This window comes from Bartonella sp. B41 (assembly GCF_053795765.1).
In genome coordinates, this window is the sequence record NZ_CP200037.1 from 1,084,234 (window position 1) to 1,104,490 (window position 20,257).

Sequence of the window (20,257 nt, forward strand, 5' to 3'; positions counted from 1 at the left end):
ATGTTAAAATACCTTTTTTCATTTATAAAGCGCAAATCTCTATCCTTTCGTTCCATACAAAGAACGATAGATCGTGCTCTTAAATCAAAAGAACAACATGCAGCTCTCTATTTAGGATACGCAAAAGTTTTAGAACTCTATTCTCCTAGACAAGCAGCAATTTTTACGGCAATGGGTCTTCAAGAACTCAAGAATTATAAACAACTTCTTTGTCTTTCCTGCAACAATCGTGCAAAAACTATGGATCCGCTTTGCGGCCAAGCCTCCTTTGGAAAAAGCAACAAGATGCTGCACGCAAATTCTCATACAATAAAAAGAAATCAAACCTCAAAAAAGCTATCAAAGACAAAAAGACAAACTCTTCTAACATGGATTCAACCTGGTCTCGCTGGGTTAATGGATGGTTCCGTCTCCACCCTTGCGCCAATTTTTGCAGCAGCTTTCGCAACAGGTGATACACACCAAACCTTTTTGATAGGACTCTCTGCTTCAATCGGAGCAGGACTTTCAATGGGCTTTACAGAAGCAGCCCATGATGACGGAAAACTATCAGGTCGTGGCTCTCCACTTAAAAGGGGTATAGCCAGCGGTGTTATGACAACGATTGGAGGGCTTGGTCACGCGCTTCCCTATTTAATAAACTCTTTTTATGTCGCAACAGTTATTGCATTTATCATTGTTTTCTTCGAACTATTGGCAATAGTCTGGATCCAAAATAGGTTTATGTCAACACCCTTTTGGCGAGCATCTTTACAAGTCATTATTGGCGGTGCCTTAGTTTTTGCAACAGGAATTTTTATCGGCAATATATAGCATATGAAGAAGAACGTAATACGAAACGGGCATGTATCGGCTAAACATTCTCCTTTATTCGTAATCCCTTTCTGACTTGTTTTACAAAAAAACTTCTGTTAGGGTGATATTCATTAAATAGCATTCCTTTTTTATGTTTTGAAAATCTCTTAATCATGTCTCATGCTCAAGCACACACACATTTGTCCAACCAAAAAAATCTCTCTTCACCCCGTACTGCTTCTCATTCATCACAGAGGGTGACTTTACCTATACAGCGCCTTAAACATGGACAAGGCTTAGAATTGCCCCAATACGCGACTGTTGGTTCTGCTGGTCTTGATTTACGAGCAGCACTTGCTGAAGGAGAAACAGTCACTCTCGCTCCTAGGCAACGTGCTCTTATTCCGACAGGTCTAATTCTTCACCTTCTACCTGGTTACGAAGCCCAAATACGTCCACGCTCTGGCTTAGCTTTGCAAAACGGCATTACATGCCTAAACACTCCTGGAACAATTGATAGCGATTACCGTGGTGAAGTCAAAGTTCTCCTTATCAATTTAGGGCAAGAAGATTTTTCCATTCAGCGTGGAATGCGCATTGCACAAATGGTAATCGCACCAGTTATTCAAGTAAATATCTGCACAATTGAGTCAGATCAAGAAGACTATAGCTCAACACCAAATGAAGGAAATGTTCGTGGCGCAGGTGGCTTTGGTTCAACAGGACAAGATTGAAAAAGTTTTCAGATTTTGGTAAAGAGATCGTTCGCTGTTTTTTCTGTACGCACACAAAGGCCCTGCTATACAAACTTGTATATAGGCGGCCTACTGCCCTGCCACGTTATCATCCGTCACAACACCTGCATCGTTTACTGTGCTTGCAGTCTCATCGCGCACCAAACCTTCTTCTTCAGAAATACCTGAAGATTTTTGCAATCCTACAAGACCAACTTTGGTATATCCGGCAACTCGCATCTTATTGAGCAAATCAACAACAGCACCATAATCGACTTCTCTATCAGCTTTTATCAAAATTTTTGCATTTAAATTGCGATTCGTTTCCTTAAACAGGGACTCAACAAATCCTGATTCACCAACAAGCTTATCACCAATATAAAGAGAATGATCTTTTTGTAAAACCACATAAAAAGGCTCATCAGGCTGAGCAACGGAAAGAGTCTGACTCATAGAAGGCAATTGAACGGGAATAACAGATGTTGCCAGAGGCGCAGCTACCATGAAAACAATAAGCAACACCAAAACAACATCAATAAACGGCGTTACGTTTATCTCATTATGTAACCCATCCTCTGTATCCCACTCATTACTAAAACCCGTTTTCATCATCTATAACTTCTGTCTATATTTATCGAGCTCACGACTTAACAGCCTTTCAACAGCAGCAACAATATCACCTAAATCGTTACGATAACCACTAAGGGCACGCATAAGACTATTATACATAATAACAGCAGGAATAGCCACAAAAAGCCCAATAGCCGTAGCAAGCAAAGCTTCTGCAATTCCAGGGGCTACTACATCAAGTCGCGTTGTCTGAGATTCAGCAATTCCAATGAAAGCATTCATAATCCCCCAAACAGTTGCAAAAAGACCCACAAAGGGAGCAATAGCACCGATAGTTGCCAGAACAGCACTCCCACGTGCAACGCGTCGCATAGCAGATAATAAACAGCGCGACAAAAGCGAATGCACCCTCTCCTTCACACCTTCGTTAATATCACGAGCAATCTTCCCATATCGAGCAATCTCCTCATAAGGAATGGTATCTTCACTGAAAGCAATCTGTTCGGATTTTTTTTCACAAGAACCTTCTGTCCCAATAAAATTAGCATGTTGAATAGAAAGATAAACTTCTTTCAGTGTTTCCCTTAAAAAGATAACCCCAACCCCTTTACTATCTTTCAAGCTAGCAGCCAAACGTGTAAGGGTTTGGGCATTAAGAGCCAACCTAAGCTCATGACGCACCCTTCGTTTCGCCAAAGTGATTTCAATTATCTTGGCAAAAGCAATCGTCCACGATACGACAGAAGCCAATAATAAAGAAATAATAACACCCTTTACAACCCAATCAGCTGTCATAAACATAGAGAAGGGAGAAAGATCATGCCCAGAAAACGCCGAAGACACGTTGTCTAAAGGTACTGTCTCAGTTTCCATTTTCATCTCACGCCATTTTTATTTTATATTTTCGATTGTACAGTTGCGGCGCTAAACGCATAGAATCACTCCTCCACAACATTGTTCCCCATAATACCACTCTGTGACAAATTTAAGGAATAAAACTAGATAAACAAAGTATAGTTTTATTCAAAAGATTGTCCCATTCAAGACATTTCTAAAATTTTTTCCTCTATACAATATAATTGATAAGAATATTTATTACACAAGAAAGATTGATTTCACTGAAATGTTTTTACCAAAAAACATTTCAAAATTAGATAAAAAATGGAACTAAGAAACTTATTTTACGTTATCCAAAAAATAAAAAATTTTACTCCACTGAAAATAATAAAAATAAACACATAATAATCAGTAAAAAGAGGGAAATACTAATCATGGCAAATAATAAAACATCAGAAAACAATAAAAAATCAGTAGAAAAAGATCTACAAGCACAATTTGAAAAACTACGTAGTGACATTTCAAATGCAACCTCAAAATTAACTAATCTTGGTGCAAACAAATTACATCAAACAAAACATAAAACAGAAAAACTATATAATTCAGCAAAAGAAAACAGCGAAGAGATCATATCCCAAGCAAAAGATAAAATAAGCAATTTTGAAGAAGCACTAAGTCGATGCGTTTGCAAAAACCCTAATAAAAGTGTCCTTGTTGCAGCAGGAATTGGCTTTATTCTTGCCCAATTATTCCGTCGTTAATCAATGCATACGTTGCTCACTCCTTTTTTAAACTATCTTGTCGGTGAAGGATTCAAAAGCACCGTTAAGCAAGCGTATCTTCAAGCAATTTTTTTTGGAATTATTGGAGTTTCATTGTTTATATCCTTGCTATTCTTATGCATCATCGGTTTCATTATGTTATGTTCGGTTATGAAACCTCTCGCAGCAGCAAGTATAATGTTTTTCATTTGGCTTTTTATTGTAGGATTAAGCATTTTAGCTAGCAAAGTTCTCAAAATTTCTCGACGCTCCTATCAACAAAGGAAATTGGAAGAACAGCATCATAAATTAGTGACAGATGCAACACTCTCAGGAATATTCACGTTAGGCAAACATCTTCCTTTTACTAAATTTGGCGTTGCAATTCTTGGACTTACGACCTACCTATTATGGAAGAAAGATAAAAAAGGTCACTCCTAAACAGGACACATTTTATCCTCAGAAAGTGCTTTCTCAATATAGCAAGAAGAAAGCACTTTTTAGAATCATCAATCTTCCAACTAAACGCCTATAGATCTGTCATCATCTACATATCAATAACCATTATTTTATGTGTAAAATTACCCATACAGGATAAGAATAATGGTCAAAAGTATCTTTTTCCCCAAATTCCAAATTCGTAGAACAATTTCCCAATGGTGAAAATAATCACTGTTCTCAAATTAAAATTATCTTATCTCAAATAAGCGTCATGATGCATAATGACATCGGCCACATCTGTCACAACAGCATCAAGAAGATCTTGATCGTCACCTTCCGCCATGATGCGAATCAACGGTTCAGTTCCCGATGCACGAACTACCAACCGTGCTTCCTTTCCCAACCGCTTTGCTGCTCGATCAACTGCCGTTTTGACTGTGCTCTCTTCTAATACATTTTTGTTTTTAATCGTCACATTTTTTAAGATTTGTGGTACAGGTTCAAACCGCTTACACAAATTGCTCATAGAAGTTTGGTTTTCTTGCATACAAGCTAAAATCTGCAAAGCAGCCACTAATCCATCTCCTGTCGTTCCAAAATCACCAAGAACAATATGTCCACATACTTCACCCCCAACGTTATATCCCTTCTGACGCATTTCCTCAACGACACACCGATCTCCAACATTTGTCCGAACAAACTCCAACCCTTTACCAAGCAAAAAACGCTCAAGACCAAGATTTGACATAACAGTTGCAACAACACCATTTCTCTGTAACCGTCCTGTTTTATGCCAATGCTCAGCAATGACAGCAATTAACTGATCTCCATCAATTGTTTGCGCCTTCTCATCAACGATTAAAACACGATCTCCGTCTCCATCAAGAGCAATTCCAACATCTGCTCGCACTTCATGAACTTTCTGTTTTAAAGAAGTCAGATCCGTTGACCCACATTTTTTATTGATATTGATTCCATTAGGCGTATCATTAATAGCAAAAACTTCTGCTCCTAGTTCCCACAGAGCACGTGGTGCAGCTTTATATGCTGCACCATTGGCACAATCCACCACAATCCGCAAAGAATCTAAACGAACATCCCGTGGCAAAGTTCGTTTAGCATATTCGATGTAACGATAAATATCTCCTTCCACTCGCTTTGCATAACCAATTTCAGCACCACTAGCTAAGGATTTTGAAAGATCTGTATCGATCAGATGCTCAATTTTTGCTTCTACATCATCTGATAGCTTAAAACCATCAGGGCCAAAAAGTTTAATACCATTATCGTAAAAAACGTTATGAGAAGCAGAAATCATCACCCCAATATCAGCGCGTAACGAGCGACAAAGCATAGCAACGGCTGGTGTTGGTACTGGCCCCAACAGCAAAACCTCCATCCCAGCAGCAGTGAATCCCGAAACTAGAGCATTTTCCAACATATAACCAGATAAACGAGTATCTTTACCAATTACAACCCGACGTGACTGACTTTGCGGTCGAAACAAAGCTCCCACAGCCATACCCACTTTCATGGCAAAATCTGGTGTCATAGGAAAAACATTGGCTTTACCCCGAATTCCATCTGTACCAAAATATTTTTGCACCATCCCTATTTCCCTTTGCACGAACTCTTTCTTTCACAGGGCTAACCAAAGAATACAACCTCACGGTTCTTTCCCACGTAACTCAGCAGCTGCTTTTATATATTTTCAAAACATTCCCCTCGTACACATTTTCTAATGTCACTTCAAAGGCGCAAGATGACTTGCGCCTTTCTTAAAAAATTTTTCTCAAAATCTTTCAAAAAACACCATCCGCCAAGAATTACCTCAAACGCCCATTTCCCTTTCTACCCAGCAGCCTCTAACTTTTTTAACCATCTATGCTGCTTTGAGAAAAACTCACGATTTCGAAGATTTTTTCTGCGCCCCACGCTTTTTTTCAACCCCACCAGACTTCACTTCTTTAGATTCAGTATCATAGGAGCCAACATCTTCAGAATCGGCTGTCTCTTTTTTAACTTTTTGCTCTACTTTGCTTACCGCCATCTTATTGACTTTAGTCTTAGGCACAGATGAAGTCCGTGGAGAAGAACTTTCACTAACCTGTGTTCGTGAAGGTGGCTTTCCTGCAACGACTTCATTGATTTCAGCTCCAGTTAAAGTCTCATATTCCAACAAACCTTGAGCAAGAGCAAACCACTCTTTCTTTTTCGCTTTCAGAATTTTTGTAGCACTCGTATAAGCATCATCAATAAGCTTACGTACTTCAGCATCAATCATGCGTGCCGTTTCTTCAGAAACATTTTGCGTTCGTGCAACAGAATGCCCTAAAAAGACTTCATCCTGATTATCACCATAAGCAACATTTCCAAGAAGATCAGAAAATCCCCACCGCGTAATCATCGCCCGTGCCAATTTTGTAGCTTGTTCGATATCGGATGAAGCACCAGACGTGATATTCTCTTTCCCGAACTTCAGCTCTTCAGCTACTCTTCCCCCCATCATAATAGCCAAACGAGAAATCATCCACCGATAACTCATGGAGTAACGATCCCCCTCAGGTAATTGCATAACCATTCCTAAAGCTCTTCCCCTTGGCACAATTGTTGCTTTATGAACAGGATCAGCAACAGGCACATTAAGAGCCACAATAGCATGCCCAGCCTCATGATAGGCTGTTAGTTCTTTTTCTTCTTGTGTCATAGCAGTTGAACGACGCTCTGCACCCATCATAACCTTATCTTTTGCATCTTCAAATTCTTGCATAGTCACAACTCTCTTATTGCGACTAGCTGCCATGAGCGCAGCTTCATTGACTAAATTCATCAAATCAGCACCAGAAAATCCTGGAGTTCCCCTTGCCAAAATTTTTAAATCAACATTCGGTGCCAAAGGAACATTACGCACGTGAACTTTCAAAATCTGTTCGCGCCCAGAAATATCAGGATTTGGCACAACGACCTGCCGATCAAAACGCCCAGGTCTCAGCAAAGCAGGATCAAGAACATCAGGACGATTCGTTGCAGCAATCAGAATTATACTTTCATTTGGTTCAAATCCATCCATTTCAACAAGCAACTGGTTTAAGGTCTGTTCACGTTCATCATTTCCTCCACCCAGTCCTGCCCCACGATGACGCCCAACCGCATCAATCTCATCAATAAAAATAATACAAGGTGCATTTTTTTTAGCCTGTTCGAACATATCGCGCACACGACTTGCACCAACACCAACAAACATCTCAACAAAATCTGACCCAGAAATTGTAAAGAATGGTACATTTGCCTCCCCAGCAACAGAACGTGCAAGCAAGGTCTTACCGGTTCCAGGAGGGCCAACGAGCAAAACACCCCGTGGAATACGTCCACCTAAGCGCTGAAATTTTTGTGGTTCACGCAAAAATTCGACAATTTCCTGTAAATCTTGCTTCGCTTCTTCAACACCAGCAACATCCTGAAAAGTGACACGCCCTTGAGCCTCGTTTAGTAATTTTGCTTTTGATTTCCCAAACCCCATAGCACCGCGCGATCCACTCTGCATTTGTCGCATAAAAAAAATCCACGCCCCAACAATAATCACAACAGGAAGCAATGAAAATAAAAGGTTTAAAAAAATACCGTTTCCAGAACTTTCAGGAACAGCCTTCACATTAACATTTTTACTTTCCAATTTTTGTATTAAGATTGGATCGCGTGGTGCATAAGTTGAAATAACTCTATTATCAACAGTATACCCCGTTAATTTTTGCCCCTGAATGGTCACAGATTTAAGCTCACCATTCTCGTTTTTTTTCAAAAATTCAGAATAGGAGAGCTCTCCACCTCCAGAACGCTGATTTTCTCCATTAAAGAAAGAAAACGACACAATCAAAACTAAAGCAATAGCTCCCCAAATGAGGAGAGAGCGGTAATTGGAATTCATATTAGACCCATTCAATCAAATACATTCTTCAAAGAGTTTTCTTTAACATATAACCTTGTCTGCCCCTTGCCAAGGCATGATGAGGTGTTTACCATCTTTTAGGGCAATTTTCTCTATCTTTTCACTTCAGTGTTAAAAAAAGGTTCAATAACATTAATAAAAACCGCATCTTCACATGATAAAAGCCAATCGAAAGGAGCCATAATCCGCTTTATGAAGATATTTTGCTGAAACATATCTTGACAAGAAAATTCTGGAATATTTGTTCCTTTATCACTCGAAACCATCGGCAACGACCGTAAAGAAGGAAAATGCGGACGTTCAAGAGAAAAAATGCCGTTCTTTAACAAAAACTTCAAATATCCCAAATCAGCTGCACCAACCTTAATCATATCAACCCCATAATTGGTGATCTGATAGCGTCCATCCCATAAACTAGTCTTTCCTGCATCGATAACCAATTCTTGAATATTCCGAGATTCACGCCAAACAGCAATCCTATTTTGGTTATATTCAATAACTGACCCAGCCAGAGTAAAACATTGCTTTTGGGCAGAATTCAGACATAATTTCTGACCAATAGTCATCAATTTTTTATTGGGAAGCAAATAAGAACTCCCTCCCATCAAAACAGCAAAAAGACCAATAACAAAGAGGAAATCTGGATGTTTATGTAGAGATTGTACAGGATTTTCGATAAAACAACATCCATACTCAACCCTAATATCCAGCTCTAAGATCAAATTTGCAATATTCTTTGCCTGTTCACGCCGTTTAAGAGCAGCTTTATCAACCTTCCCTGCAATTTCAGTAAACTTTTTCTGAGGAAGAGATTTGCGCACCCGCACACGTTCAAAATTTGAATCCTCATTTGTTGGATCATCTATCCATGTTTTCCCTTGTAAAATCAAATAAGAACGCAATGTTTCACGCCTCACCGAAAGCAATGGACGGATCAAGCGCACTGTTCGACGCAGCAACGCTTCACGTGGAATGCAAGATAAACCTCGCTGATATACCAACCCACAGCTTTTCTCTTCCATATCTGCTGAACAACCCACTGCATCAAAATGACCATAATGAATTCCTTGCGGCAAAACGCTCATGCTTCTTTGAACACGTTGACAACGCATCTGGTAAGTTTCAACCTGATCGTTAAGCGTATGACCTGTCATAATAAGAGTCGCACCATGTTTTTGCGCTTCTTTAAATAAGAGATTATACCGTGCAATACGCGCTTTTTCAGCAATTTGCGTCTTTGGCTTTTCTCCTTCCCATCGCACAATAACATGTTTAATCTTATGAGAGCGGCAAATTTTTGCAACATTTTCCGCTTCACAAGCCGATTCCTTGCGCAATTGGTGATCAACAGTAACGACAATAATCTCCGGAGGAATAGAAAGCGTTGTTAAATAATCTCTAACCAAAAACAACAAAGCCAGTGAATCCCCTCCACCAGATACCGCAAGAATCAGCTTCTTACACTGAACAAAATCTGATATCTTAAAGATATTTGCTGCTAATCTAACGAGCACCGCAAACGACTCCGCTCCTTTCCAATACATCTATGAAAAGCACATTCCAGCATTTTATAATGTTTAGTATTCTAGCAAAAAGCATACAAGCTTCTTTATTTTAACCAACAGCGGACATGCTTATTGCTAATTTCAGCAAAATCTTAACCACTTCACGATAATGAACAGAAAGAATAAAATCACAACCTTTTTTATAAAGCGCTTCGGGAAAGACATTGAAAGTTATTACTTTCACACAGTTTACTAAAAATGTTTTTTTGATGCATTTTATCCAAATAATCACCAACTTTTTCTGAAAAATCGAGAACTTCTTTTAAGTTGGTTTCACACTTGTAATTCCAGATAATAAAGATGTTGTATTGAGCATTTTCGTGAAGTATTTTGATGTTTATTCTTATTATTTAGAATAATTTCTCTAAATATTCTATATCAAAGAAATAATTTCTACACTTTGCGTATATTATAAATCTTCATTCTAAAATATCAATTTATCGTGAGCAGAAATAATTTCCGCTTTTTTTAGAGAAGATTCATAACAATTACTAAAAATATTTAGCTATATACTCAAAATAAACAAGACAATTTTCTACCTTTTTCGTTCACACGCACACATACATCTCCTAAACAAATACTAAATGATCTGTCTGATCAGACAGACCATTATTGATTTTTAACGATCACTCATACCATTAATCGTCGTAACAGCACGCCGATTCTTATTCCAACAGGAGATATCATCACACACAACTACTGGTCGTTCTTTTCCATAAGAAATCGTTTGTATACGTTGTGCAGAAACACCTAGAGAAATTAAATAGTCACGTACAGCCACAGCACGACGCTGTCCAAGTGCCAAATTATATTCACGCGTGCCACGTTCATCAGCATGACCTTCAATTGTAATGAAATAGAAAGGATAGCGAAGCAACCATTCAGCTTGGCGAATCAAAACGTGCTCAGCATCAGAACTAATCGAAGAAGAATTGAATTCGAAGAAAACACGATCCCCAACATTAACAATAAAATCCTTCCTCACATCCGATGGAAACTGATTAAAATTAGCACCATTGAAATAAGGACTACCAACACCGTTTCCAATGCCATGTTTTTTAAAACAACCGACAAGAGATAGCGAGAAAAAAAGAATCACTGCTAATGGATGAAGGATAATGTTTTTGATAGAGCTCATAGACTAATTCTCCTTGTTGGTAAGCTCAAATAAGCATCAAAGTTAAAAGAAAGCATTGTTATAAACTGCTTAAGAATAATGATTATTTTTGCTGATTTTATTGTTCACTTTTTATTGTCCACCACTTTATTATTTGATGCAAACTTTCCCAATCCATAGCTCTTTTTCTTTCACACACACGCGGCGACAAAACCACATAGCGCCCAGTCTCTATATCGGGTTTATTCCTGTAATGCCCCATCTGTATATCACTCTATTTTATGTATCATCCTGACTTTTCTTTTTAAGAGCATTCAGCTTTGCAAAAACTTTATCAGCATCAAAATTCTTGTCGTGTCTTTGTTCATCCATATCTTCATCAAAAACAGCATTTTCTGTAATGGATGCAGGAAGTAAAGATCTATCCCCCTCAGGAGCAACAGGACGATTTTTTGCAGCACGCTGAAGCTCCAAAGATAAATCAACTTGCAAACATAAACCAAGACCTACAGGATCCAAAGGAACTAAGTTAGCACTATTCCAATGTGTTCTATTCCGAATTTGTTCAATGGTTGCTTTTGTTGTCCCAATCAGCCTTGCAATCTGAGCATCTTTTAATTCAGGATGATTAATTACCAGCCACAATATACCATTTGGGCGATCCTGACGCCGAGAAAGAGGAATATAGCGAGCACCTTTTCGCTTTTTCTCGGGAACATGAACCCTTGACTCAGAAATTCTTAACCGCGCAGTTTTATCGGCTTCTGCACGCGCAATTTCACTACGCGTCAACTGCCCAGAGCTAATCGGATCTAAACCTTTAATACCATGAGCAGCATCCCCATCAGCAATAGCTTTTACTTCCAACACATGCAATTTACAAAATTCTGCAATCTGATCGAAAGAAAGTGCTGTATTATCAACCAACCAAACAGCTGTAGCTTTGGGCATCAAAAGTTGCGTTGCCATATCTATAACATCCTCTTATTTGCCTCTCCTAAGGCAGGTTATTGCTCAATCTGGAGCTGTGAAGTATTTTCCTTTTTCATGCAAGACCACGTTAACCCGCTTCAGCAAAGCGAGACATAGAATAAACAATTCTTGTCATGAAATCTATTTTACTATAGCGCGATTTTCAACAGACGACAAGCTATCTATCTAACTATGATCTTCGAGAGAAGATCTTTACCTTTAAGATGATTTTTTTTATAAGGAATTCATTCAATCTATTCACTCTATGCTGCAAAGCATTCGCTGGTGCATTTATTCCATTAGGATGGATATCTAATCACCTAAATTTGGGGAAAAGCCATAAACTGAAAGGGAAGCTGAAACCATGGCAGGACATTCACAATTTAAGAATATTATGCACCGTAAAGGACGCCAAGATGCTGCGCGCTCAAAAATATTTTCCAAGCTTGCACGTGAAATTACTGTTGCAGCTAAACAAGGCGCTCCTGATCCAGCCATGAATCCACGTCTAAGACTCGCTGTGCAAAATGCCAAAGCACAATCGATGCCAAAGGACAATATTGAACGAGCAATTAAGAAAGCTTCAGGTAATGATGCAGAACATTATGATGAAGTGCGTTATGAAGGATATGGTCCAGGAGGCGTAGCAGTTATTGTTGAGGCTTTAACTGATAACCGCAACCGAACTGCCTCAAATGTGCGTGCCGCTTTTACTAAATCTGGTGGTACTCTAAGCGAGACGGGAGCTGTGAGCTTTATGTTTAATAGAATCGGCGAAATAGTCTATAAACCTGAAGCTGGCACAACCGATAATATCATGGAAGCAGCGATTGAAGCTGGTGCAGAAGATGTGCAATCAGAAGAAACTGGTCATCACATAACCTGTGCATTTGAGGATATTGGAGAAGTTTCTAAAGTACTTGAAGCAAAGCTTGGAGAAGCAGAATCAATTAAAACTATTTGGAAAGCAACAACTTTAACACGAGTAGATGAAGAAAAAGCTTTATCTATTTTACGATTGATCACAACATTAGAAGATGACGATGATGTGCAAAATGTTTATGCTAATTTTGATATCAGTGATGAAATTTTAGCAAAATTGCCTATGTAGTTTTCTTATATGATCTTTGCCTATATATCAATTGGCTATTTATGCGAGCTAACTCTGTATGAATAAATCAACAACGCAAACAGACTGCATAAACACCAATCTCACCTCTTGTATTCCATTCATTTTACCAAGTCATTATTTTTGTTAATGAGTATTGAGTAGTGGTGACCATGCTGGGTCGGAAGCGTCATTAGGCGTTGGCAATTGGCGTTCATTGCGTCCAGTAATATCAATCGTGTAAATTTTAGGGCCCGTACCTGGATTTTTGCGAAAAAACATCAACACACGACCATTTGGAGCCCAAGTTGGTCCTTCATTGTGAAACCCCGTAGTTAAAATCCGTTCCCCTTGTCCATCAGGATGCATAACACCAATGGAAAATTGTCCTTCAGTTTGCCTTGTAAAAGCGATGTAATCACCACGGGGAGACCAAATAGGTGTAGAATAACTCCCCTCATTTGAAGAAATACGCTGAAGATTGCTACCATCCACATTCATCGTATAAATTTGCGGCTTTCCAGTACGATCTGATGAAAAAACAATCTTCGTCCCATCTGGAGAATAAGAAGCCGATGTATCAATTGCTAAAGTTGCTGTTATCCGCGTCATTTTGCGGGTACGCAAATCCATAGTGTAAAGATTTGCACTACCATTATTTTGCAATAAACTCATAATCACCTTTTGACCATCTGGAGAAAACCGTGGAGAAATTGTCATATTATTGAAGGTTCCGACTAACTCCCTCTGTCCCATTTCGATTTGTTGAAGATAAACATTGGGTGTTTTATTATGCTCATAAGCCATGTAAGTGATTTCTTGTCTCTTAGGTGAAAAACGCGGTGTTAACACCAACTCACTCCCATCAGACATATAAATCAAGTTTGCTCCGTCTTGATCCATAATCGCCAAACGTTTAACACGAGCATTTTGAGGACCTGTTTCATCTATAAAAACAATTCGCGTATCAAAATAACCACTTTCCCCTGTCATTTTACTATAGATCTCATCCGAAATCATATGTGCAACACGTCTCCAACGTTCTGTCTCTGTATAAAAACGTCGTCCTTTAATCTGGCGATGTCCTAAAACATCCCATAACCGAAAATCTACCCTTAATCTTCCATCATTTTCTCTTATAACTTGCCCCGTAACCAAACCCTGAACATTCATTTTTTTCCAATTAGAAAAATTTGGTTGACTGTTTGGATCGATAATCTGATCAAAAAAAGATCCCTTATCAAGCGGCAAGAAAAGCCCTGACCTCTCAAGATCTGCAGTAACAACAGCAGCTATCTTCAATCCTATTGAATCATTAGAAATAAAATCCGTTATTGCAATTGGAATAGGATTAAAATCAGCACTAGAAATAGTTCCTTTTAGCTGGGCATGCGCCAACGAAAAACCCATAATCCAAAAGCCTATAATCATTATAAACCAAGGGAAAAGTGTGTACCTTACCACCGCCATACTGGAATATATCCTTTCACTAGAATAGAAACGTATCTGCATTTCATTGTACTACCTCTTGAAGGGGATCAACATTAAAATCAAAACCTTGTCCCCACAAATTATACTGGTCACGAGGAAGATCTGCATAAGGTTGACATGAGAAAACAGCAGCATACACTTGCCTTTCCATGATGACTTGCTGGCTCTCTTCACCACCTAGTGGTTCAACAACTGGATCCCCCATAACCATACCCTCATGGTCTAAGTAAAACCGTAAACGCATAATTGGACGATTTTTTAAATCACCACCAAGAGCAACAAGCTTCAGTTTTTTTTGAATACACCCACCAGCTATACTAACCAAAGTCTGTGCCATTTTTGTAGTATCATCAGATTTTTTTCGTTCTCCCAAAGCTTCTTGTTTGCTAGAATGTTTTGCTCCACCTCCTTGAGTACGAATGCGATTGAGCAATTTTTTTTCTTCCATTGCCAAAATCTGTTCAATTGTTTGCTCTTTTTTCTTTTTCACAACCTGCACATTTGGGAAAACATATTGCCGTGTTGTTTTTGGCTTAAACTGTGGAGGAAGAACTTTTTCTGGCAATGCAATTTTTGCTGCTTGTTTGCGTACAGGAATTTTCTCTGCAAGTTCTTCTTGTACAGTTGCAGTCAGTTCTTGTGGCAATGTTACTTCTTCATTTTTCGACTCTTTTTCGAACACTTCTAACCCAACTTGCTGGACAATTTTCTGCGGATCTTCTAGAAAATCCCCTACCTTTGTTTCTGATGATTCTTGTGTTTTCATCAATGGCAAAGATACCTCTGGTGCAGCATCAACATACCGTTGTTTTTCCTTAGGAATAAATGGTAATGGACTATCAAGCTGTTCATCTCCAACATGAAGTGCCTCTTCCTTTTTTTGTGGTTTTGTTGTTGGTTTAACAGAAGAAACCTCATGCACAGGCGCATTCAATACTCCTTTGGAAAAGGATAGTTCTTTACCAAAAGATGCAAGAGTAACTGTAACAGCTTCCGTTTTCTGCTGCGGTAAATGAACAACAGAAGTAAAATGAAAAACTCCCAAACTAAGTAAAGCCACATGCGCGACAAGGGAAAAAGCCAAGCCTCGTTTCATATCATGATAAGAGCCTTTGTTCATATCCATCTCTACATGTTTTATTTTAAATTATCATACGCTGTTTTTATGTCCAATATACAACAATTAACTATAATATCATTGTTCTAAACTAGCCAAAGCAACTTGTGAAAAACCTGCTTTTTGAATATTAGCCAACAATTGTAATACCCGTTGATATTCAATAGTCTTAGCAACACGAACAAAAATACGTCGATCCTTTTGTACAGGATCAGACAACAACTTTGCTTTAAGCTGCTCAATGAGAATTTCTGACGTATCGTAATAGTCTTGATTGATAGCAAAACGCCCTTGCTCATCAAGAGAAACTGTAAGAGGAGAACTATCCATTTGCACTGGCTCAGCTTGACTACGAGGCAAATCAAGAGGAACACCATTAACTAAAAGTGGGGCAGAAACCATAAAAATAATCAATAAAACCAATATTACATCCACGAAAGGAGTTACATTGATCTCGCTCATAAGTTTACCTTGTAAACGATACCGCCTACGTGTATTTTTTTGAAACGAAGAAGAAACAGAAACATCCATAAAGACTCTCCTTACAATGATGGAGATGAATGAGACATCAGAGTCTCATCAATACGTCGCGATACAATCGTCGAAAACTCATCTGCAAAATTTTCTATTTGTATGATTATCTTAGCACTTTCATTGACCAACTTATTATAGGCAACAACAGCTGGAATCGCTGCAAACAAACCAATAGCGGTCGCCAAAAGCGCCTCTGCAATCCCCGGAGCAACAACTGACAACGAGGTATTTTGCGACACTGAAATAGAAAGAAACGACCCCATAATGCCAACGACTGTTCCAAAAAGACCAACAAATGGTCCTGCTGATCCCAATGTAGCCAAAAAATTTAATTTTGATTCTATTTTTGCACTTTCACGCCCTAAAGTAAGATTCATAGCCTTATCAATACGACTCTGCAAACTCATCGATGTATGAGTCCCTTTTGCGAGTGACTTTTTCCATTCCGACATTGCAGCCATAAAAACGGCCGATATACTGGTAATATGCTGATTTTTACATGCTGTATAAAGCTCTTCCAAAGATTTCCCAGACCAAAATACACGTTCAAACTGTCTTATTTCACGCCGTATTCTCCGATATGTCAATATCTTATCAAAAATAATCGTCCAACTCCAAACGGAAGCCATTAATAACCCAATCATAACAACTTTAACAACCCAACCAGCTTGCATAAACAAGCTTAACACCCCAATCATCTCTGGATTCGTTAATTCTACGTGTGACATAATTTTCTTCCCTATCAATGAAAACCCACATCTGAATTTTAATAAAGTAGATTATTTTACAGTTTATAAATTTATAAAAATAAATTTTAATCCTACCTATAAAATAACAGTCCAATACAACTTTTGAAATAGATTTAATATTCAAGAAAAACAGTAGAAAACAATCCCTTAGGTAAACGGCGTGGTTTCCCCTCTTGATTAACAAGAGCAATTTCAACTTTCGCTTCTACAAGCATTGTATCATCACGCAAAATACACTGATCCATAAAAAAACGCGCTCCTTGAACACAATTTATCCGTGTCTTAACTGTTAAAAGATTATCAATTTGTGCTGATCGAGAAAAACTAATCTCCATATGACGCACAACAAAAAACATTTTCTCACTTTGAACACCTGACGCAAATGCACTGTTATCAAATCCTGTATTTCTCAAAAATTCCGAACGCCCTCGTTCAAAAAACTCCAGATAGCGTGCATGATAAACAACCCCAGAAAAATCTGTATCAGCGACATAAACCCGTACTTGAATATCATGAAAAACATTTGCGTTATTATTCTCTAAGGAGGATATTTCAACCATCAACTTCATCCCATAAATTATCGGGTGGTATATTATCTTGCGTATCAGAGAGTTGAACGCTCTTTTGTGTTGAAATCGTGGAAGCAGGAGAACTCATCCCCAGATGAGACCAAGCTTTTTCTGTCAGAATACGCCCACGAAAAGTACGCTGAATAAAACCTTGTTGTAGAAGATAAGGTTCAATAATATCTTCAATAGCATCACGCGGTTCTGATAAAGCAGAAGCAATCGTTTCAATACCTACGGGACCACCCAAAAATGTTTCTGCAATGAGAAGCAAATAACGACGATCAAGTACATCAAGCCCAATTTTGTCAACTTCAAGACGAGAAAGCGCTTCATCTGCAACTTTGCAATCAATTTTTTTCGCACATTTGACCAATGCAAAATCACAAACTCGACGCAAAAGACGCCCTGCAATTCGTGGAGTGCCACGGGCACGCCGTGCAATTTCATGAGCCCCATCATCACTAATCTGTACTGAAAAAAGGTGCGCATTACGCTGCACAATATATTTCAGTTCTTCTATAGTATAAAAATTTAACCGAATTGGAATACCAAAACGATCTCGCAATGGTGTCGTCAAAAGCCCTAAACGCGTCGTTGCAGCAACCAAAGTGAACTTAGCCAAATCAATTTTAACAGAACGTGCCGCAGGCCCCTCACCAATAATCAAATCAAGCTGATAATCTTCCATAGCAGGATAAAGAATTTCCTCAATTGCCGGATTCAAACGATGAATTTCATCAATAAAAAGAACATCACGTTCTTCTAGATTAGTTAAAAGAGCCGCCAAATCGCCTGCCTTAGCAATAACTGGCCCTGAGGTAGAACGAAAATTAACTCCCAATTCTTTAGCCATAATCTGAGAAAGCGTTGTTTTCCCTAAGCCAGGCGGCCCCACAAATAAAACATGATCGAGCGCTTCTTGACGAACTTTTGCAGCTTCAATAAATATTTTTAAATTTTCGCGTACTGCTTCTTGACCAATAAAGTCATCAAGAACCTGTGGCCTTAAAGAGCGATCCGGATCATTAGGAAGAGAACCCGAACTAAGCAAACGTTGATCTTCATCTTTATGCATTTTTACCTTGTACTAAGTGGAATAGAAAGAAGTTTAAGGCTATGACGAATAAGGAGTTCTGTAGAAACAGATTTCCCTTCAAGAGCATTCATTGCAGAATACACAGCACTTGCAGCCTGCTCACGTTCAAAACCAAGTTTAACCAAAGCTGAAAGCGCATCATTTGTAGGTTGCTGAGCAAAATCCATACGAGGAGCAGAAGCTAAGTGAAATGAGCCACTATTCAACGGCAATGCTTTGCTTTTAAGTTCACTAACAATCCTTGCACTCACTTTTTTACCAACTCCAGGAGCCCCACTAATCACTGTAGTATTATCCGATGCTATCGCTTGTGATAATTCATCAGGCGATAAAGTTCCTAAAATTGCTAGAGCAACCTTCGCCCCAACACCAGGAACATTTTGTAAAAGACAAAACCACTCTTGTTCAGCTTTTTCAACAAAACCAAAAAGGCGAATAGCATCTTCACGAACATGCATTTCAGTAAACAAACTCAAATTCTCACCAAGAGCTGGTAAAGAAGAGTGAAGCCGTTTTGATACAAATACAATATAACCCACACCTTGAACATCAAGAATTATATGATCATCAAAAATATGTTCAAGAACACCTTTCAATTTACCGATCATGCCATGATCCTTGAATAACGAGAAATGCCGGTACGGTGGCTACTGTGACAAATAGCAAGAGCAAGCGCATCAGCCGCATCACTACTGTCAAACTCAGCCTGTGGAAGTAAAACTTTCACCATCATGTGAATTTGCTCCTTATCTCCATGACCGACACCAATAACTGACTTTTTAACTTTATTTGGAGCATATTCAAAAACCGGAAGATTTGCTTGTGCTGGAACAAGGAGTGCAATAGCTCGTGCTTGACCAAGTTTTAAGGTCGCCATAGCATCTTTATTAACAAACACATGCTCTACAGCAGCCTCATGAGGCATAAATTTATGCAAAACACCTGAAAGTCCATTATAAATTTGACATAAACGAAAAGAAAGATCACGCTGCGCATCAGAAGAAAGGGTACCCGAAGCAACAAATTGAAGACGATTACCAGAGATATCAACAACCCCCCATCCTGTCCGCCGCAATCCAGGATCAATGCCTATAATACGAATCGTCTCTGCCATGAAAATGAGCTTATGCTATTTTCCCCAATTTGAACAGATACCACTAAAAAATAGAACACATGAAAGGTAATAAAAAAGAAAGAAAATTTGAATTTCTTAAGAATGCTGAAAAGCGGTTTTAAGTAGTTCGATTTGCTTGTTCACTGCATTATCGGCTTCTAAGAAATGAGAAGAAATATGTTCTCTACTATAATTCATATACTGCGTCCGTTTTTCTAAACGAAGTGAACGAGCAACAAAATTGCGAAAATCCTCTGGCAAATCTTGCCAATACCTGCTTTCTAATTTCAGTGTTGGCGTATTAAGAGATACCTTTGCAATCTCTTTTTGTATTTGTTCAGGAGACATTTCCCCTTCACGATCTGCACGAAGAAGGAGAAGTTGAGAAGCAATTTGCATCAACCTTGTGCTTAAATACATTGCTTCTTTTGCATAAACAGCGGCAACCTCTTCAGAAAGATTGCGCACAGCTACCTTTCCTTCCATACTAACATAAGCTGCTGTCTCTTCAATCAGAGCCATAGTCTCTTCATATAAACGGTTAAAAGAATTCTCAAAAGCATCATGCTCCGCCATAATAATAGGCTCATCATGCGAATGTTTACGAACGCTCATCTTTTACACTCCAATACCAGCATAAAATTATGACACTTAACGATTAGAGAATTAAAAAGTTTCTTTCTTTTCTGCGTAGAATGCCTCTTCTGCGAAATTGAGTACCTCTTTTAAAACACTCACGCA

The 20,257-nt window shown here is 38.7% G+C and carries 23 protein-coding genes; 5 read left to right on the plus strand and 18 right to left on the minus strand.

Going from position 1 to position 20,257, the window contains the following annotated elements; all coding sequences use genetic code 11:
* Together V4P54_RS04745 and dut are read left to right on the plus strand one after the other, a co-directional pair.
* The gene (locus V4P54_RS04745; RefSeq protein ID WP_455476882.1) at window positions 1-813 is read left to right on the plus strand and encodes a VIT1/CCC1 transporter family protein; all 813 of its coding nucleotides are present in this window, start codon (window positions 1-3) and stop codon (window positions 811-813) included.
* Between the two features lie 155 nt (window positions 814-968).
* Window positions 969-1,529 carry a dUTP diphosphatase gene (gene dut / locus V4P54_RS04750; RefSeq protein ID WP_455476883.1) on the plus strand — a complete coding sequence of 187 codons (561 nt, stop codon included), beginning with the start codon at window positions 969-971 and terminating at the stop codon, window positions 1,527-1,529.
* Window positions 1,530-1,619: 90 nt separating this feature from the next.
* On the opposite strand, the gene V4P54_RS04755 is transcribed toward dut, so the two are convergent.
* Both V4P54_RS04755 and V4P54_RS04760 read right to left on the minus strand, forming a co-directional pair.
* Window positions 1,620-2,138, minus strand: a complete 519-nt coding sequence (locus V4P54_RS04755) for a biopolymer transporter ExbD (RefSeq protein WP_455477691.1) — start codon at window positions 2,136-2,138, stop codon at window positions 1,620-1,622.
* Window positions 2,139-2,141: 3 nt separating this feature from the next.
* Entirely contained in the window at window positions 2,142-2,972 is an 831-nt protein-coding gene (locus tag V4P54_RS04760) for a MotA/TolQ/ExbB proton channel family protein (RefSeq protein ID WP_455477692.1), read from the minus strand.
* A 398-nt stretch (window positions 2,973-3,370) separates the two neighbouring features.
* Here V4P54_RS04760 and V4P54_RS04765 point away from each other — a divergent pair, with 398 nt between their 5' ends.
* Window positions 3,371-3,697, plus strand: coding sequence for a DUF883 family protein (locus V4P54_RS04765; protein WP_455476884.1), 327 nt, complete (start codon window positions 3,371-3,373; stop codon window positions 3,695-3,697).
* Window positions 3,698-3,700: 3 nt separating this feature from the next.
* Window positions 3,701-4,138, plus strand: a complete 438-nt coding sequence (locus tag V4P54_RS04770) for a hypothetical protein (RefSeq protein WP_455476885.1) — start codon at window positions 3,701-3,703, stop codon at window positions 4,136-4,138.
* A 253-nt stretch (window positions 4,139-4,391) separates the two neighbouring features.
* Here V4P54_RS04770 and glmM read toward each other — a convergent pair whose 3' ends face one another.
* The 7 genes from glmM to V4P54_RS04805 form a co-directional block, all read right to left on the minus strand.
* Window positions 4,392-5,747: a phosphoglucosamine mutase gene (glmM, locus tag V4P54_RS04775; protein ID WP_455476886.1), complete on the minus strand. Its 1,356-nt coding sequence runs from the start codon at window positions 5,745-5,747 to the stop codon at window positions 4,392-4,394.
* A gap of 294 nt (window positions 5,748-6,041) precedes the next feature.
* Window positions 6,042-8,063 (minus strand): ATP-dependent zinc metalloprotease FtsH, encoded by a 2,022-nt coding sequence (ftsH, locus tag V4P54_RS04780; RefSeq protein ID WP_455476887.1) that lies wholly within the window; start codon window positions 8,061-8,063, stop codon window positions 6,042-6,044.
* A gap of 113 nt (window positions 8,064-8,176) precedes the next feature.
* Window positions 8,177-9,598 carry a tRNA lysidine(34) synthetase TilS gene (tilS, locus tag V4P54_RS04785; protein WP_455476888.1) on the minus strand — a complete coding sequence of 474 codons (1,422 nt, stop codon included), beginning with the start codon at window positions 9,596-9,598 and terminating at the stop codon, window positions 8,177-8,179.
* Window positions 9,599-9,698: 100 nt separating this feature from the next.
* On the minus strand, window positions 9,699-9,833 hold the full coding sequence (locus tag V4P54_RS04790; RefSeq protein ID WP_455476889.1) for a hypothetical protein: 135 nt from the start codon (window positions 9,831-9,833) through the stop codon (window positions 9,699-9,701).
* A 435-nt stretch (window positions 9,834-10,268) separates the two neighbouring features.
* The gene (gene pal, locus V4P54_RS04795; RefSeq protein ID WP_455476890.1) at window positions 10,269-10,787 is read right to left on the minus strand and encodes a peptidoglycan-associated lipoprotein Pal; all 519 of its coding nucleotides are present in this window, start codon (window positions 10,785-10,787) and stop codon (window positions 10,269-10,271) included.
* A gap of 97 nt (window positions 10,788-10,884) precedes the next feature.
* Window positions 10,885-11,028: a hypothetical protein gene (locus tag V4P54_RS04800; protein WP_455476891.1), complete on the minus strand. Its 144-nt coding sequence runs from the start codon at window positions 11,026-11,028 to the stop codon at window positions 10,885-10,887.
* Between the two features lie 17 nt (window positions 11,029-11,045).
* Entirely contained in the window at window positions 11,046-11,735 is a 690-nt protein-coding gene (locus V4P54_RS04805; protein ID WP_455476892.1) for a DUF1013 domain-containing protein, read from the minus strand.
* A gap of 367 nt (window positions 11,736-12,102) precedes the next feature.
* On the opposite strand from V4P54_RS04805, the gene V4P54_RS04810 reads away from it, so the two are divergent.
* A complete protein-coding gene (locus tag V4P54_RS04810; protein ID WP_455476893.1) occupies window positions 12,103-12,849 on the plus strand; it encodes a YebC/PmpR family DNA-binding transcriptional regulator in 747 nt (248 codons plus the stop codon).
* A 144-nt stretch (window positions 12,850-12,993) separates the two neighbouring features.
* Here V4P54_RS04810 and tolB read toward each other — a convergent pair whose 3' ends face one another.
* The 9 genes from tolB to V4P54_RS04855 all read right to left on the minus strand — a co-directional run bounded on the left by tolB (window position 12,994) and on the right by V4P54_RS04855 (window position 20,131).
* The gene (tolB, locus tag V4P54_RS04815) at window positions 12,994-14,316 is read right to left on the minus strand and encodes a Tol-Pal system beta propeller repeat protein TolB (protein ID WP_455476894.1); all 1,323 of its coding nucleotides are present in this window, start codon (window positions 14,314-14,316) and stop codon (window positions 12,994-12,996) included.
* A 43-nt stretch (window positions 14,317-14,359) separates the two neighbouring features.
* Complete coding sequence (locus tag V4P54_RS04820; RefSeq protein ID WP_455476895.1) at window positions 14,360-15,457, minus strand: cell envelope biogenesis protein TolA; 1,098 nt, start codon at window positions 15,455-15,457, stop codon at window positions 14,360-14,362.
* Between the two features lie 75 nt (window positions 15,458-15,532).
* Complete coding sequence (locus V4P54_RS04825; RefSeq protein WP_455476896.1) at window positions 15,533-15,985, minus strand: ExbD/TolR family protein; 453 nt, start codon at window positions 15,983-15,985, stop codon at window positions 15,533-15,535.
* Between the two features lie 11 nt (window positions 15,986-15,996).
* Window positions 15,997-16,716 (minus strand): protein TolQ, encoded by a 720-nt coding sequence (gene tolQ / locus V4P54_RS04830; RefSeq protein WP_455476897.1) that lies wholly within the window; start codon window positions 16,714-16,716, stop codon window positions 15,997-15,999.
* Between the two features lie 134 nt (window positions 16,717-16,850).
* On the minus strand, window positions 16,851-17,297 hold the full coding sequence (gene ybgC / locus V4P54_RS04835; protein WP_455476898.1) for a tol-pal system-associated acyl-CoA thioesterase: 447 nt from the start codon (window positions 17,295-17,297) through the stop codon (window positions 16,851-16,853).
* Window positions 17,290-18,381: a Holliday junction branch migration DNA helicase RuvB gene (ruvB, locus tag V4P54_RS04840; protein ID WP_455476899.1), complete on the minus strand. Its 1,092-nt coding sequence runs from the start codon at window positions 18,379-18,381 to the stop codon at window positions 17,290-17,292. Before ruvB ends, ybgC begins: the two co-directional genes overlap by 8 nt.
* Before the next feature lie 2 nt (window positions 18,382-18,383).
* Window positions 18,384-19,010, minus strand: coding sequence for a Holliday junction branch migration protein RuvA (ruvA, locus tag V4P54_RS04845; protein ID WP_455476900.1), 627 nt, complete (start codon window positions 19,008-19,010; stop codon window positions 18,384-18,386).
* Window positions 19,007-19,516: a crossover junction endodeoxyribonuclease RuvC gene (gene ruvC / locus V4P54_RS04850; protein ID WP_455476901.1), complete on the minus strand. Its 510-nt coding sequence runs from the start codon at window positions 19,514-19,516 to the stop codon at window positions 19,007-19,009. The genes ruvA and ruvC overlap by 4 nt, the downstream gene beginning before the upstream one ends.
* Before the next feature lie 96 nt (window positions 19,517-19,612).
* A complete protein-coding gene (locus V4P54_RS04855; RefSeq protein WP_455476902.1) occupies window positions 19,613-20,131 on the minus strand; it encodes a DUF1465 family protein in 519 nt (172 codons plus the stop codon).
* Window positions 20,132-20,257 lie beyond the last annotated feature (126 nt).